A 14,607-nucleotide genomic window follows, 5' to 3' on the forward strand; every position below is an offset into this window, starting at 1 on the left:
TCAGACCTTGCCGGGTCCGTCGATCGCGCCCGTGCACGCCGCGCCGGGCTCCGGGACGTTGTTGCTCTTCCAGAACTCCTCGAAGAAGTCGGCGATGCGGCCATCACTCGCGTTGTTGACCTGCAGCTGCGAGTTCCAGCCGCTCAGCACGATGGGCGAGGGGAGGTCGGACTTCGGCGACAGGACGACGTACGTCGTGGGGAGCAGCTCCTTGAGCTTCGTGAGTTCCGCGTCGCTGAGGGACGGGTCGTAGGTGACCCAGATCGCGCCGTGCTCGAGGGAGTGGACCGCGTTCTCGTTGGTCTGCTCCTCGGTGTAGACGCCGCAGTTCAGCCAGTACTGGTTGTGCGGGCCACCGGCCGGCGGGTTCTGCGGGTAGTCGACCGTGCCCTCCACGTGCTCCGAGGTGTTCTGGAACAGTTCCACGCCCGCGATGTCCTGGCCGGTGCCCGTGCCACCACCGGGGTAGCTGGCGTTCTTCGGCAGGGTGAGGACGACGCTCGTGATGAGGACGGCGACGACGGCCACCCCGCCCACGACACCGGCCCAGATCCCGATGCGGCGGTTGCGGTTCTTCCGCTTCTGCGCCTGCTTGAACGCTGCGACCTTGGCCTGACGCTGGGCTTCGCGCTCCTGCTTCGCGCTCTGCTGCTTGACGGCGGGCGGGACGGGGGCGCTCTTGGGGCGATCTGCTGCAGGGGTCACGGGGGCCTCTCGAAAAGTTGTATGCGTAACTATCGAACCAGATCGACAACTGAGGGTTTTCAGGGGGTCATCGATGTGCAGCCGATTCTCAGGCTGTCCCAAGGCGGTCGACCGTCGATCCCAATGTTAGGGGCGTCTAACAAATGTGGTTCGGTGTTGCTAACATGGCCGATGTGACCACCGATCTCTCCTCGCGGACGACCCGTGCGCCCCGCGGACCACGACTCCTGTTCCTGCTCGGGCCCGCCTTCGTGGCGGCGATCGCCTACGTCGATCCCGGGAACGTCGCGGCGAACCTCACGGCGGGAGCCCAGTACGGCTACCTGCTCGTCTGGGTGCTCGTCGCCGCGAATGCGATGGCCGTGCTCGTCCAGTACCTCTCCGCCAAGCTCGGCCTCGTCACCGGGCAGAGCCTGCCCGAGCTGCTCGGCTCGCGACTGCGGACCGGTCCGCGTCGGCTCTACTGGGTGCAGGCGGAGCTCGTCGCCGCCGCGACCGACCTCGCCGAGGTGATCGGCGGTGCCGTGGCGCTGTACCTCCTCTTCGGGATCCCACTCGTGCTCGGCGGCGTCATCGTCGGAGTCTTCTCGATCGTGCTCCTCGCCGTGCAGAACTGGTACGGCCAGCGGCACTTCGAGTTCGCGATCCTGACGCTCCTCGCCGTCATCGCCGTCGGCTTCCTCGCCGGCCTGTTCGTCAGTCCCGTCGACTGGGGCGCCGCGGCAGGTGGCCTGGTGCCGCGGTTCGAGGGCACCGCGACGGTCCTGCTCGCCGCGAGCATGCTGGGCGCGACGGTCATGCCACACGCGATCTACCTCCACTCCTCACTCAGTCGCGACCGGCACGGGGTGCAGACGAGCGACGGCGCCATCCGCCGGCTCATCGTCGCGACCCGCTGGGACGTCGCGGCGGCACTCGTCCTCGCCGGCGCGGTGAACATCGCGATGCTGCTGCTCGCGGCCGCCTCGCTCGGCGGTGTCGAGGGGACGGACTCGATCGAAGGCGCGCATGCGGCGATCACCGCTGCGCTCGGGCCGGTCATCGGCGTGATCTTCGCCATCGGGCTGCTCGCCTCCGGGCTCGCCTCGACCTCGGTGGGAGCCTACGCGGGGGCGGCGATCATGGGCGGGCTCCTCAAGGTGCGCATCCCGTTGCTCGCCCGACGCGTGATCACCCTCATCCCCGCGCTCGTCATCCTGGCGGCGGGCATCGACCCGACCACCGCGCTCGTGCTGAGCCAGGTGTTCCTCAGCCTCGGCATCCCCTTCGCGCTCATCCCGCTCGTGCGATACACGGGCGACCGGCGGATCATGGGTGTCCACGTCGATCAGCTCGCCACCCGGGTGTTCGCCTGGGTCGTGGTCGCGCTCATCGTCACCTTGAACGTCGCCCTCATCGTCCTGACGTTCTTCGGGTGATCCACCCCGCGGTCCGTTCGCCCGGACCTGGGGGAACGGAGTGGCCCGCGATCAGGTGGCGACGGTCACCCACACGGCATCGGCGGCGAGGCGACCGAGCGTGAGGCGGGTGCCGGTGGCGGTGAGTCGGAGTTCCAGCTCGCCCGCGAAGGCCCGGTGGTCGTCGACGCTGAGTTCGGTGTCGAGGACGATGCCGAGGGTGCTCAGGTGGCGGAGGGTCTCCGGGTCGGCGTCCGAGATGCGGCACACCGTCAGCGGGCTGTCGGACGGAGCCTCGTTCAACCGGACCGCGTCCGGGCGGTGCGGGGTGCCGTCGGCAGAGGGGATCGGGTCGCCGTGTGGATCGCGGATCGGGTGGCCGAGCGCGGCGTCGATGCGTTCGATCATCGTGTCGCTCGCCGCGTGCTCGAGGATCTCCGCCTCGTCGTGGACCTCGTCCCAGCCGTAGCCCAGCATCTCGACGAGGAAGGTCTCGATGAGCCGGTGCCGCCGCACCATCGCGACCGCGTGCGCCTGCCCGGCGGGGGTGAGCTCGATGCTGCCGTAGGGCTCGTGTACGACGAGGCCCTGGGCGGCGAGTCGCTTCACGGCGTCGGAGGCGGTCGCGGGGCGGACGCCCATGCGATCCGCGAGCAGCTTGACGGTGGCCGACTCGTCGGCCCACTCGGAGGTCGTCCAGATCGTCTTGAGGTAGTCCTGGGAGACGGCGGAGAGGCCGGAGACGGTCATGCCTCCAGTCTAGGGAGCGCGGTGCGCGTCCATCATGCGGCCGTCGGCAGGCCACCGGGTGTTCACGCACGCCTGGCAGAATGGGCACCGGCACCCCCGAACAGGGCACCCGACTGCTACGGTCGAGTCCTCGCACCCGCGAACACCGATCCATCCGACGAGAAGGGCCACGTGATGTCCCAGGCGCTGCGCACCTCGACCGCACGGCTCGGATCCGGCGCGCGTGCCACGCTCGAACTCGTCGCCGCGGCCATGGCGGGCGAAGGCCACCTGGAGGCACTCGGGGCGGACGGGACACCTCGTCGTCGCCCGGTCGAGCTCGCGTTGCGCCGGCTCCCGGCGCTCGTCGCGATCCTGCTGCTCGCCGCGGTCGTGCTCACGGTCATCGGTGTCCTCATGGTGCTGACCGTCGCCGTCCGGCTGGTGTCCTCGGCTGTCTCGGCACTCGGTCCGCGGCAGCGACTCGTCGCGATCCACTGACGCCGGATCGGCCCCGTCATCCGGCTGCGTTCCCTGCACTCGCCGGGTAGGGTGGTCAGCATGCGTCTCCGCCTGTCGTGTTCCTGCTGTCCCCGCTGAACCGTCCCTGCCGGGATGCCGCCTCAGCCGCCCCAGCCATCCGGTGACGCACGCGAGAGCCGTGCGGTGACGCACCACAGGAACAGATTGCAGACATGAACTACGCAGACTCCGTCCTCGATCTCATCGGGAACACGCCCCTCGTCAAGCTCAACCGGGTCACCGAGGGCATCGCGGCCACCGTGCTCGTCAAGGTCGAGTACCTCAACCCGGGCGGCTCCTCGAAGGACCGCATCGCGACGCGCATCATCGACGCCGCCGAGGCGTCGGGCGACCTCAAGCCGGGCGGCACGATCGTCGAGCCCACCTCCGGCAACACCGGTGTCGGCCTCGCCCTCGTCGCCCAGCAGCGCGGGTACCGCTGCGTGTTCGTCCTGCCCGACAAGGTCGGCGAGGACAAGCGGAACGTGCTCACCGCCTACGGTGCGGAGATCGTCGTGACGCCGACCTCGGTCGCTCCCGACAGCCCCGACTCCTACTACAGCGTGTCCGACCGCCTCACCGCCGAGATCCCGGGGGCGTTCAAGCCCAACCAGTACGCGAACCCCAACGGCCCGCGCAGCCACTACGAGTCGACCGGCCCCGAGATCTGGCGCGACACCGAGGGCGAGATCACCCACTTCGTCGCGGGCGTCGGCACCGGAGGCACCATCTCCGGGACGGGCAGGTACCTCAAGGAGGTCTCCGAGGGCGGCGTGCGCATCATCGGTGCAGACCCAGAGGGCTCGGTCTACTCCGGCGGCACCGGGCGTCCGTACCTCGTGGAGGGCGTCGGCGAGGACTTCTGGCCGACCGCGTACGACCCGTCCATCCCCGACGAGATCATCGCCGTCACCGACGCCGAGTCGTTCGCGATGACGCGTCGCCTCGCCCGTGAGGAGGGACTGCTCGTGGGCGGTTCCAGCGGCATGGCGGTCCAGGCGGCCCTCGTCGCGGCGCGCGACCTCCCGGCGTCGGCCGTGGTCGTCGTCCTCCTGCCCGACGGCGGGCGCGGCTACCTCGGCAAGATCTTCAACGACTCCTGGCTGCAGTCCTACGGTTTCAGCGAGGTCGCCGACGACCGCACGGTGGGCGACATCCTCCGTGGCAAGGGCTCGGAGATGCCGGACCTCGTGCACGTGCACCCGAGCGACACCGTGCGCGACGTCGTCGACATCATGACCGAGTACGGCGTCTCGCAGCTCCCGGTGCTGAGCGCCGAGCCGCCCGTGGTGATGGGCGAGGTCGTCGGTGCGATCGACGAGGCCAGCCTCATGGACGCCGTCTTCAGTGGCGCGGCCAAGATGAACGACGCCGCGAGCGCGTTCGTCGGCGACCCGCTGCCGCTCATCGGTCTCGGTGAGTCCATCCCGGCGGCGCGCGCGGCACTCGGTTCCGCCCCGGCGTTCCTCGTCACCGACGGCGGCAAGCCGATCGGCGTCATCACGCGACACGACCTCCTCACCTACCTGGCGGGTTGAGCGTGGGCGGCATGCAGGTCGTGTGGGCGGAGTCCGGGCGATGTCCCGACCACGCCCGACCCCGGTGACCGGGCCAGTCCGACCGGTCGCCCACCCCGACACCTCCCCGAATCCTGAACCGAAAGAGTCACCCATGAGCAAGCACGACCACGGCTTCGCCACCCGCAGCATCCATGCCGGACAGGAGTTCGACCCCACCACCGGGGCGATCATCCCGCCGATCTACCAGACGTCGACCTTCGTCCAGGACGGCGTCGGCGGGCTCCGCGGCGGCTACGAGTACAGCCGCTCCGCCAACCCGACCCGCACGGCGCTCGAGACGCAGCTCGCCGCGCTCGAGGGTGCGAAGCACGGCTTCTCCTTCGCCTCCGGCCTCGCCGCCGAGGACGCGCTCATCCGCACGGCACTCCGCCCCGGCGACCACATCGTCATCGGCAATGACGTCTACGGCGGCACCTACCGGCTGATCAACCGGGTGCACGGCGCCTGGGGGATCGAGCACACGGTCGTGGACCTCGGCGACCTCGCGGCCGTCGAAGCGGCGATCATCCCGGGCCGCACGAAGCTGCTGTGGGTCGAGACGCCGAGCAACCCGCTCATGAAGATCAGCGACATCGCGGCACTCGCGGCCCTCGCGCACCGCCACGAGGTGCTCTCCGTGGTGGACAACACCTTCGCCTCACCGGCGCTGCAGCAGCCGCTCTCGCTCGGAGCCGACATCGTCGTGCACTCCACGACGAAGTACCTCGGCGGCCACTCCGACGTCCTCGGCGGCGCCATCATCATGAACGACGACGAGCTCGCCGAGCAGCTCGGCTTCGTGCAGTTCGCCGCGGGCGCGGTCTCGGCCCCGCTCGACGCGTGGCTCACGACCCGCGGCATCAAGACGCTCGCGGTGCGGATGCGTCAGCACAGTGCGAACGCGCAGGCGATCGCGGAGTTCCTCGACGGCCACGCCGCCGTCGAGCGCGTCTACTACCCGGGCCTCGAGAGCCACCCCGGTCATGAGCTCGCCGCCCGCCAGATGTCCGGCTTCGGCGGCATGCTGTCGCTCGCGCTCGTCGGTGGCCCGGCTGCGGCCACGCGCCTCGTCGAGAAGACGAAGCTCTTCGCGCTCGCGGAGTCGCTCGGTGGCGTCGAGTCGCTCATCGGCCTGCCGGCACAGATGACGCACGCCTCGGTGAAGGGCACGGAGTTGGCCGTCCCCGAGAACGTCGTCCGGCTGTCGGTCGGCATCGAGGATGTCGCCGACCTCATCGCCGACCTCGACCGCGCGCTGGCGAAGGTCCTAAAGGCGAGCGCCAAGCACTAGCGGGCCGTTCCGGCTCGTTCGCAATTCAGGAGGGCTGCGGCGCGTCCTGCGCCGAACCCGCCGACCGGCGACGGCGCGCCGGGCACGTCCTGAATTGTGAACGGGCAGGGGTTCGTCAGCGCTTGACCTCAAGTCACGTTGAGGTTCTAGGCTCGGAATCGTGACCACAGCGACGACCCCCGAGCCCGCGACCGGAGCCGACCCGACGCCCCGCGACCGCGGGATCTTCAGTCGCCGGTTCGTCCTCGTCACCATCGGTGCGTGCGCGCTCGTGTTCCTCGGCGCCTTCGAGTCCCTCGCCGTCACGACGATCATGCCGCTCGTGAGTGGCGAGCTCGGCGGCGAGCAGCTCTACGCGCTCGCCTTCGCCGGCCCGCTCGCCGTCAGTGTCATCGGCATGGTCGCGGCGGGCTCGGTAGCCGACCGAATCGGTCCAGTCCAGCCGCTGCTCGCCTCCGTCGTCCTGTTCCTCGTCGGTCTCCTCCTGGCCGGAACCGCGACCACCATGTGGGCCGTCGTCGCCGGACGCCTCGTCCAGAGCCTCGGTTCGGGAGCGATGACCGTCGCCCTGTACGTCCTCGTCGCCCGCATCTACCCACCGGCCCTGCACCCGCGGATCTTCGCCGGGTTCGCGGCCGCCTGGGTCGTCCCTTCCCTGATCGGGCCGTTCCTCGCCGGGGTGGTCGCCGAGCGGTTCAGCTGGCACTGGGTCTTCCTCGGGGTCGTCGGCCTCGTGGTCGTCGCGACGCTCCTCCTCCTGCCGGCCCTCCGGATGCTGCGGGCCTCCGCCACCGAGCGCGCCGAGCGGCAGGCCGCCGAGCAGGAGTCGGCGAAGGATGGCGGCGAGGCGGACACCGTCGTGCGGACGGGCGCGGAACTGCGTCGACTCGGGTGGGCGGTGCTCGTCGCGGCGGCGGTCCTCGCGGTCAACCTCTCGACGGAGTTCTCGGGATGGACCGCCTGGGCGCTGCCGATCGTCGGCGCCGTGGTCGCGATCCTCGCCCTCCGGCCACTCATCCCGTTCGGCACGCTCACCGCACGCCGCGGGCTCCCGACGGTCATCCTGGTGCGTGGACTGACCTCCGCGGCGTTCTTCGGTGCCGAGGTGTACGTGCCGTACCTGCTGACCCGCGAGCACGGGCTCACGCCGGCGCTCGCCGGACTCGCGCTCACCGGTGGGGCGATCGCGTGGTCGCTGTCGTCCTGGTTGCAGGGGCGCCTCGGGGACCGGCTGTCGAACGCGAACGCCGTGCAGATCGGGTCGTCGCTCGTCACGGTCGCCGTCGCGATCGCCCTGTCCGCCGCCCTCGTCGGCCTGCCACCGGCGGTGCCGATCGTCGCGTGGGTGGTGAGCGGCGGCGGGATGGGCCTCATGTTCCCGCGACTCAGCGTCATGACGCTCGCCTACTCCGACGAGCGCTCGCAGGGGTTCAACAGTGCGGCGATGTCGATCGGCGACGCGATCGGCGGTGCCCTCGCCCTCGCGGCGACCGGGCTGGCGTTCACGGCGCTCGACGGCTCCGGGGCGTTCGCCGGGCTGGGCTGGATCGCTCCCGGCGGGGTCGCGTTCGCCGGGTGCTTCGCGATCGCGCTGGTCGCAGGTGTCGCGGCGGTCGTCGTCGCGCGTCGGGTGAGCCGACCAGCGGAGCCAGGCTCGACCGGGTGAGCCGAGACGCCGTCGCCTGGGTAGTGCTGCGGTGCGTGGGGGGTAGCGTCGCCCACGCATCGCTGCAGTGTCCAGGCGGCGTCGCGGATCTGGAGGACGGGTGCAGCGGGTACGGTTGATGCAGATATTCCGTGTGCCCACGACGAGCGTCGTCCGTAGCGCTCGCGCCGACGAGGAGAGCGATGCAGGACCCGACGACCACTCGCCCGGAGCACCCCGCTCGCCGTCCTCCGGTGTGGCCGCATCTCGTCGCACTCGTCATCGTCGCGGCGACGCTGGTCGTCGGCCTGGTGGTGTATCCGTCTGCTCCTGATCCGATGCCGGTGCACTTCGACGCCGCACTCCAGCCGGACGCCTGGGCGGACAAGAGTCTTGGCGGGTTCCTGCTCCCGGTCATCATCGGCGCCGCGGTCGTGGCGATCTTCTGGATCGTCGCCGCCTGCCTGCCGCTCGCCGGAACGACCCGATCGGATGGTGACACCCACCCACCGGCCGCTGCATCGACGTGGTCAACGCAACTGTCGCCTCGTCCGGAGGTGACGGCTGCCACGCTGGACGCCACCGGGCGACTGCTGGGGAATCTGACGATCGCGACCGCCGTCCTCATCGCCGTCGTCGCACTCACCACCTGGCTCGGCGTGCCCGGGTGGATGGCACCCTGGCTGCTCCCGGTGCTGATGGCGGCGTTCTTCGGCTCGCTCGCCGTCTCGTGCGTCCGGGTGTTCCGGGCGCAGCGCGGGCTCGCCTGAGGGTGCCTGCGTGCACGAGGGGTGCGGAAGCCGCGTACCCTTGATGCGTACGTCTCGGCTCGTCCCCCCAGTGACCCGCTCCTCGTGTCTCGGAGCCGGACTGCAGAAGGACTCTCTTGAGCGACGAATGCAAACACGGTTTCGACAACGGACTCTGCGCGACCTGCTTCCCGCCGCCGCCCCGCGAGGTGCCGGTCGCTGAACCACCCGCTCCCAAGGTCCGTCGGTCGACGGTCGCTCCCTCGCTCCGCGAGCCGGCCCCGACCCGCGTGCGGACCGCGGCCACCACGAAGACGGTGACGAAGGCGGCGGCCGCCCTGCCAGTCGTGCGCGTCGGCGAGCAGCGGCTGTACCACGTCACCCACATCCGCAACCTCGAGCGCATCCTCGAGACCGGCAGCATCCTGCCGGTGGCGTCCCCGGCGCTCCCCGACGGGCCGGTCGTCGACATCGCCGCCGCGAGCCACCGCGAGGCGCGGCGCACGATGGTCCTCGCCGGCACCGACGACCTCACGCCGGCCGACTTCGTCCCGTTCTTCCTGACCCCGGACGCCGATCTCTGGGCGGGCATCCGCGCGGGCGAGCACGACGTCCGCCTGTCCGCCGAGGCGCTCGCGTCATCGGTCAACGACTACGTCGTGCTCGTCACCACGATCGACGGCGCAGCCGTGCACCCGGGCGAGTTCGACGCCGACACCGGTCGGCCCTCCCGCGCGCGCGTCGTGGTCGCCGACGGTGACGCGTCCCACGTGCTCACGAGCATCGGCGCCAATTCGATGACCGCCGACCGCATGGTCCAGCGCTTCGCGACCGATGAGGACCCTGCGGCCCTCCGACGTGCCGAGGTGCTCATCGCCGACGCCGTGCCGTTCGACCGCGTCACCGTGATCGGTGTCGCGACGGTCAACGTCCGCGAGCACGTCAAGCGACTCGTCGCCGGCGCCGGCCACCGCACCAAGGTCGCCGCCTACACCCCCTGGTTCCAGGAGCACGTCGCCGACTGAGCACTGTCTCGCGGTCACAACTCCTGCTGTGCGGCGCCGGAACCCGGCTGTCGGCGCCGTATCGGGCTGTCCAGCCGCCCTCAGCAGGCGTTGTGCGCGGAAACGAGTGCGCACCTCGGCCGCGCGGAGGTGAACGCGTCCCCTTCCGAGGGCACCAGGCTCAGGGCGTGCAGCTGTCCGCAACTCCTGCTGCATGGCCCCAGGGACCACCGCGTCGGACGCTGCACGCCCCGATCGGGGCGAGCTGCAGGAGTTGTGCACGGGTGAACGCCCCGGGGGAGGGGATGGACTGGCGGGTCAGGCGCGCGCGGGCGTGCTCTCGCGGAGGAGGACCGTCGCGCCGACGGGCTCCGTCGTCGTGCTGTCCGTCGCCGGGTCGAGGGCAAGTCGCACCGCGTGCTCACCGACCGCCTCGAGCGGCACGGCGACCGTGGTGAGCGCCGGGGTGACGTCGCGGGAGGTCGCGATGTCGTCGTAGCCGGCGACCGCGAGGTCCTCGGGAAGGCGGAGTCCGGCCGCGCGGAACGCCGACATCGCCCCGATCGCCATCACGTCGTTGACGGCGAAGACCAGGTCGACGTCGTCGAGTCCCAGCTGCAGGAGCTCGGCGGCACCCTGGCGCCCGCCGTCGCGGGTGAACTCGGCCCGGACGATCCGCGACGGATGGATCGCGATGCCGTGCTCGGCCAAACCCTCCGCGAACCCGCTCACGCGCTCGCGGGAGGTGAGCAGGCGGTCGTCGCCGGCGATGACGGCGAACCGGCGGTACCCGGCACCGACGAGCTCCCGGGCCAGCTCGCGGGCACCGGTCGCGTTGCCGAGCTGCACCGTGGCGAACGGGAGCGTCCGCTGCGAGACGAGGACCACGCGCCCGCCTGTCGACTCGTAGGCCGCGAGCTCATCCGACAGCCGGTGCTCCGACGCGACCCCGTCCCAGCGACTACCCGTCAGGATGATGGCACGTGGCCGCTGCCCGCGGAGCACCCGCACGAGTTCGAGTTCACGCTCGTGGTCGCGGTGCGTGACGGCCATGGTCGTGGCGATGCGCTGCTCGTCGGCCGCGCGGATGGCCCCGGCCGCGATGGACGAGAAGTACGGGTCGGCGATATCGCTGACGAGGAGCGAGATCGTCGACGACAGGCCCTTCGCGACCGCCTGAGCCGACAGGTTCGGCGTGTAGTTCAGCCGGAGCGCGGCGTCGAGGACCCGCCGACGGAACGTCTCGTTGACCGTCCGGGTGCTCCCGTTGAGCGCGCGCGACGCGGTGGCGAGGGAGACCCCCGCCTCACGGGCGACGTCGTGCAGCGTCGGTGGGACCGGCGTCGACCGGTGCTCGTCGACCGACATGGCGCTCCTTCGTACTGGCGGCTGCTGAGACACACTCTGCCACAGGGCGGCCGCGGCGATCAGGGGTGGTGGATCGCGTCGTCGTCGTGGTCGAGGTGCGGGACGACGGTCGCTTGGAACGCGTCGACGGTGCGATCGACCACCTGCTGGAACGGGCTGTCCCAGATGTCCTGGTTGAAGAGCTCGACCTCGATGTCGCCCGTGTAGCCCGCCGCCTCGACGGCACGGGTGAGCGAACCGAAGTCGACGACGCCGTCACCCGGATAGTGCCGGGAGAGCAGGACGTCCGCGGCGAGCGGTGTCGCCCAGTCGCACGCCTGGTAGCTGGAGATCCGACCGGTCGCACCCGCGCGGGCGATCTGCTCGAGCACCTGCGGGTCCCACCAGATGTGGAAGGTGTCGACGACCACCCCGACGGCCTCCGGAGCGAACTGCTCGGCGATGTCGAGGGCCTGACCGAGCGTCGAGACGACCGCGCGGTCCGAGGCGTACATCGGATGCAGCGGCTCGATGGCGAGCTGCACGCCGGACTCGAGCGCGTGGTCGGTGAGTTCACCGATCGCGTCTCGGACGAGCTCGCGGGCGCCGATGAGGTCACGGGACCCGGCAGGGAGGCCGCCGACCACGAGGACGAGGGCCGGGGCGCCCAGGGCGGCTGCCTCGTCGATCGCGGTCCGGTTGTCGTCGATCGACGTCCGGCGAGTGGGACCCTCGGGCATGGTGAAGAAGCCACCACGGCACAGGCTTGAGACGCGCAGGCCGCTGTCCGTGAGGAGGCTCGCCGAGGCTGCGACGCCGTACTCCTGCACGGGCTCGCGCCAGGCGCCGAAGCTCGTGACGCCGGCCGCGGTGACGGCTGCGACCGCCTCCGGGAGGGTGGCGTACTTGATCGTGGCCTGGTTGACCGAGAGTCGCGGGTGCGGGGTGGTGGGCCCCTCGACAGGCTCGGAGACCGGGGTGCGGGCTGGGGCACTCATCGGGCTCCTCCCGTAGTGGTCAGCGTGCCGACGACACCGGCCGTGCGCAGCAGGCCCGTCCAGCGATCGGCGGCGAGCTCCGGGTGCTCGAGTGCGCCGGCCGCGTCGGCGAGGCGCACGATCTCCGACAGGTGTGGCAGGCTCCGGGCCGCGTGCAAGCCGCCGACCATCGAGAACGCCGGCTGGTGGCCGTTCAACCAACTGAGGAAGGCGATACCCGTCTTGTAGTAGTAGGTCGGTGCGGCGAAGATCTGCCGCGACAGGGCCTCGGTCGGTCGGAGGATCCGCTCGTAGGCGGCCGGGTCGCCGGCGTCGAGCGCCTGGATCGCGGCGGACGCGGCCGGAGCGATCGCGGTGAACGCTCCGAGCAGGGCGTCGGAGTGTCCGACGGCGTCACCGGCGATGAGGTCGACGTAGTTGAAGTCGTCACCCGTGAACATCGTCGTGCCGGCCGGGAGGCGACGTCGGACGGCGATCTCCGCGTCGGCGTCGAGGAGGCTCATCTTGACCCCGGCGACGTGGTCGACGTGGTCGGTCATGATGCGCAGCAGGGTGTCCGAGGCCTCGGCGACGTCGCTTGCGCCGAAGTAGCCCTCGAGGCTCGGGTCGAACGCCGTGCCGAGCCAGTGCAGGACCACGGGTGCCTGCGCAGCCGACAGGACACGGTCGTAGACGCGACGGTAGTCGTCGGCCGAGTGCGCGGCCCTCGCCAGGTGTCGGCTGGCCATGAGCACGGTCCCGGCGCCCGCGTCCTCGGCGAACGCGAGTTGTTCGAGGTAGGCGTCGGCGACCACGTCGAGCGAGACGGTCTCGTCGGCGAGGTGATCGGTGTTGACGCCCACGACGAGCGCGCCGCCGACTGAGGCGGCCTCCGCGGCGCTCCGGGTGATCAGCTCGCGCGTGGCGGCGGTGTCGAGCCCCATGTTCCGCTGGGCGGTGTCCATCGCGTCCGCGACGCCGAGGCCGTACGACCACACGTGGTGGCGGTACGCGAGCGTCGCGTCCCAGTCGAGCTCGGCGGGCGCGCCCGGCACGTTGTCGCCCCAGGCTGTCGGCACGACGTGTGCCGCGGCGTAGGCGGTGCGGCTCGTCAAGGGAGTGCTCGGGCGCTCGGCCACGACGGGCTCGCGGAGCTCCAGCGCGGCGACCGCACCGTCGGTCGAGAGCAGCGGGACGGACGTCATCGTGCGACCGAAGCCTCGAGCGACGCCAGCTCCTCGTCCGCGCCGGCGGTGTCGCCCGTGCTCCCGAGCGTCACCTCGGGCAGGTCGAGACGGCGGCCGGTGCGCGAGCTCTCGAGGCCGAGCTCCGCGAGCAGGACGCCGCGCGCGCCGGCGAGGAGGTCGTACTCGTAGGGGCCGTCCTCGACGACGTGGCGGAGGAACTCCTCCCACTGCGTCTTGAACCCGTTCTCGAACACGTCGTTCGTCGGCACGTCCTGCCAGTCGCCCGCGTAGTCGTGGTCGTCGGCGAGGTCGGGGTTCCACACCGGCTTCGGCGTCACGTTCCGCGGCTGCACCTTGCAGCCGAAGAGACCGGCGACGGCGGAGCCATGCGTGCCGTCGACCTGGAACTGCACGAGCTCGTCGCGGTCGACGCGCACCGTCCAGCTGGAGTTGAGCTGGGCGATGACGCCGCCCTCGAGCTCGAAGACCCCGTAGGCGGCGTCGTCGGCGGTGGCCGCGTAGGCCTCGCCCCGCTCGTCGAAGCGCTCGGGGATGTGCGTCGTCGCCTTCGCGTACACGGACTCGACCCGACCGAAGAGGTTCTCGAGCACGTAGCTCCAGTGCGGGAACATGTCGACGACGATGCCGCCGCCGTCCTCGGCGCGGTAGTTCCAGCTCGGGCGCTGCGCCGGCTGCCAATCGCCCTCGAACACCCAGTAGCCGAACTCGCCACGGACGGAGAGGATCCGACCGAAGAAGCCCGAGTCGATGAGGCGCTTGAGCTTGCGCAGCCCCGGCAGGTAGAGCTTGTCGTGCACGACGCCGTTCTTCACGCCCGCTTCGGCTGCGAGGCGTGCGAGTTCCAGTGCCTCCTCGAAGGACTCCGCCGTCGGCTTCTCGGTGTAGATGGTCTTGCCGGCCGCGATCGCCTTGCGCAGTGCGGTGGCGCGGGCCTTCGTGACGAGGAAGTCGGCGTAGATGTCCCAGCGGGGGTCGGCGAGGACCGCGTCGAGGTCGGTCGAGGTGTGCTCGATGCCGTGCCGCGTGGCGAGCTCGTCGAGGGTCGCCTGGTTGCGGCCGACGAGGATCAACTCGATCTGGCGGCGGGTGCCGTCGGACAGCTGCACACCGCCCTGCTCCTGGATGGCCAGCAGCGACCGCACGAGGTGCTGCCGGTAGCCCATGCGCCCGGTGGCGCCGTTGACGATGATCCCGATGGTCTGCTCTGACACGGTGGCTCTTCCTCTGGTTCGTGTTCCGGTCCCGGCGGCCGCGGGCCATCCGGAAAGCGTTTACCGGGTCACTGTAGAACGGCGTGCGGGGCCAAGGCAAGCGTTCGAACCGATTCGGTCGCAGGTGATCACAGATCGGACACGGATGCGGATTGAATCGTTGCATCGTCCGACGGGGCCGTGATAGAACTTGATGCAGCTCAGCCGGGAAACGCTTTCCGGGAAGTCATCAACGACGATCGACAAGGAGGTCCGACGTGGTC

Annotated in this window: 13 protein-coding genes; 7 read left to right on the forward strand and 6 right to left on the reverse strand. The window is 70.7% G+C overall.

The window, feature by feature from the left end; translation table 11 throughout:
* On the reverse strand, positions 1 to 705 hold the full coding sequence (locus ITJ62_RS15115; protein ID WP_194603759.1) for a DUF3105 domain-containing protein: 705 nt from the start codon (positions 703 to 705) through the stop codon (positions 1 to 3).
* 164 nt (positions 706 to 869) lie between these two features.
* On the opposite strand from ITJ62_RS15115, the gene ITJ62_RS15120 reads away from it, so the two are divergent.
* Positions 870 to 2,123, forward strand: coding sequence for an Nramp family divalent metal transporter (locus ITJ62_RS15120; protein ID WP_194603762.1), 1,254 nt, complete (start codon positions 870 to 872; stop codon positions 2,121 to 2,123).
* A gap of 51 nt (positions 2,124 to 2,174) precedes the next feature.
* Here the strand turns inward: ITJ62_RS15120 and ITJ62_RS15125 are convergent, their stop codons facing one another.
* Positions 2,175 to 2,852 (reverse strand): metal-dependent transcriptional regulator, encoded by a 678-nt coding sequence (locus tag ITJ62_RS15125; protein WP_194603766.1) that lies wholly within the window; start codon positions 2,850 to 2,852, stop codon positions 2,175 to 2,177.
* A gap of 171 nt (positions 2,853 to 3,023) precedes the next feature.
* On the opposite strand from ITJ62_RS15125, the gene ITJ62_RS15130 reads away from it, so the two are divergent.
* The 6 genes from ITJ62_RS15130 (at position 3,024) to ITJ62_RS15155 (ending at position 9,622) form a co-directional block, all read left to right on the forward strand.
* The gene (locus ITJ62_RS15130; RefSeq protein WP_194603769.1) at positions 3,024 to 3,332 is read left to right on the forward strand and encodes a hypothetical protein; all 309 of its coding nucleotides are present in this window, start codon (positions 3,024 to 3,026) and stop codon (positions 3,330 to 3,332) included.
* 194 nt (positions 3,333 to 3,526) lie between these two features.
* Complete coding sequence (locus tag ITJ62_RS15135; protein WP_194603770.1) at positions 3,527 to 4,891, forward strand: cystathionine beta-synthase; 1,365 nt, start codon at positions 3,527 to 3,529, stop codon at positions 4,889 to 4,891.
* A 133-nt stretch (positions 4,892 to 5,024) separates the two neighbouring features.
* A complete protein-coding gene (locus ITJ62_RS15140; protein ID WP_071258797.1) occupies positions 5,025 to 6,203 on the forward strand; it encodes a cystathionine gamma-synthase in 1,179 nt (392 codons plus the stop codon).
* 160 nt (positions 6,204 to 6,363) lie between these two features.
* Entirely contained in the window at positions 6,364 to 7,869 is a 1,506-nt protein-coding gene (locus ITJ62_RS15145) for an MFS transporter (protein WP_194603773.1), read from the forward strand.
* 182 nt (positions 7,870 to 8,051) lie between these two features.
* A complete protein-coding gene (locus tag ITJ62_RS15150) occupies positions 8,052 to 8,618 on the forward strand; it encodes a DUF1648 domain-containing protein (RefSeq protein ID WP_194603776.1) in 567 nt (188 codons plus the stop codon).
* 116 nt (positions 8,619 to 8,734) lie between these two features.
* Complete coding sequence (locus ITJ62_RS15155; RefSeq protein WP_194603779.1) at positions 8,735 to 9,622, forward strand: DarT ssDNA thymidine ADP-ribosyltransferase family protein; 888 nt, start codon at positions 8,735 to 8,737, stop codon at positions 9,620 to 9,622.
* Between the two features lie 297 nt (positions 9,623 to 9,919).
* Here ITJ62_RS15155 and ITJ62_RS15160 read toward each other — a convergent pair whose 3' ends face one another.
* From ITJ62_RS15160 to ITJ62_RS15175, 4 genes are read right to left on the reverse strand one after another with little or no spacing between them, the layout of a single operon-like run.
* Entirely contained in the window at positions 9,920 to 10,969 is a 1,050-nt protein-coding gene (locus ITJ62_RS15160; protein ID WP_194603782.1) for a LacI family DNA-binding transcriptional regulator, read from the reverse strand.
* Between the two features lie 59 nt (positions 10,970 to 11,028).
* Positions 11,029 to 11,946: a sugar phosphate isomerase/epimerase gene (locus ITJ62_RS15165; protein WP_194603785.1), complete on the reverse strand. Its 918-nt coding sequence runs from the start codon at positions 11,944 to 11,946 to the stop codon at positions 11,029 to 11,031.
* Positions 11,943 to 13,130: a dihydrodipicolinate synthase family protein gene (locus tag ITJ62_RS15170; protein WP_194603788.1), complete on the reverse strand. Its 1,188-nt coding sequence runs from the start codon at positions 13,128 to 13,130 to the stop codon at positions 11,943 to 11,945. Before ITJ62_RS15170 ends, ITJ62_RS15165 begins: the two co-directional genes overlap by 4 nt.
* Positions 13,127 to 14,296, reverse strand: coding sequence for a Gfo/Idh/MocA family protein (locus ITJ62_RS15175; protein WP_194604493.1), 1,170 nt, complete (start codon positions 14,294 to 14,296; stop codon positions 13,127 to 13,129). The genes ITJ62_RS15170 and ITJ62_RS15175 overlap by 4 nt, the downstream gene beginning before the upstream one ends.
* Positions 14,297 to 14,607 lie beyond the last annotated feature (311 nt).

Origin of the sequence: Plantibacter sp. VKM Ac-2876, assembly GCF_015350715.1 — a bacterium.
Classification (GTDB): domain Bacteria; phylum Actinomycetota; class Actinomycetes; order Actinomycetales; family Microbacteriaceae; genus Plantibacter; species Plantibacter auratus.

Excerpts from the sequence above, each read along its gene's own strand:
- ITJ62_RS15120 (WP_194603762.1), top strand. The coding sequence starts at position 870 with ATGGCCGATGTGACCACCGATCTCTCCTCGCGGACGACCCGTGCGCCC.
- ITJ62_RS15125 (WP_194603766.1), bottom strand. The coding sequence starts at position 2,852 with ATGACCGTCTCCGGCCTCTCCGCCGTCTCCCAGGACTACCTCAAGACG.
- ITJ62_RS15135 (WP_194603770.1), top strand. The coding sequence starts at position 3,527 with ATGAACTACGCAGACTCCGTCCTCGATCTCATCGGGAACACGCCCCTC.
- ITJ62_RS15140 (WP_071258797.1), top strand. The coding sequence starts at position 5,025 with ATGAGCAAGCACGACCACGGCTTCGCCACCCGCAGCATCCATGCCGGA.
- ITJ62_RS15150 (WP_194603776.1), top strand. The coding sequence starts at position 8,052 with ATGCAGGACCCGACGACCACTCGCCCGGAGCACCCCGCTCGCCGTCCT.
- ITJ62_RS15160 (WP_194603782.1), bottom strand. The coding sequence starts at position 10,969 with ATGTCGGTCGACGAGCACCGGTCGACGCCGGTCCCACCGACGCTGCAC.
- ITJ62_RS15165 (WP_194603785.1), bottom strand. The coding sequence starts at position 11,946 with ATGAGTGCCCCAGCCCGCACCCCGGTCTCCGAGCCTGTCGAGGGGCCC.
- ITJ62_RS15170 (WP_194603788.1), bottom strand. The coding sequence starts at position 13,130 with ATGACGTCCGTCCCGCTGCTCTCGACCGACGGTGCGGTCGCCGCGCTG.
- ITJ62_RS15175 (WP_194604493.1), bottom strand. The coding sequence starts at position 14,296 with ATGGGCTACCGGCAGCACCTCGTGCGGTCGCTGCTGGCCATCCAGGAG.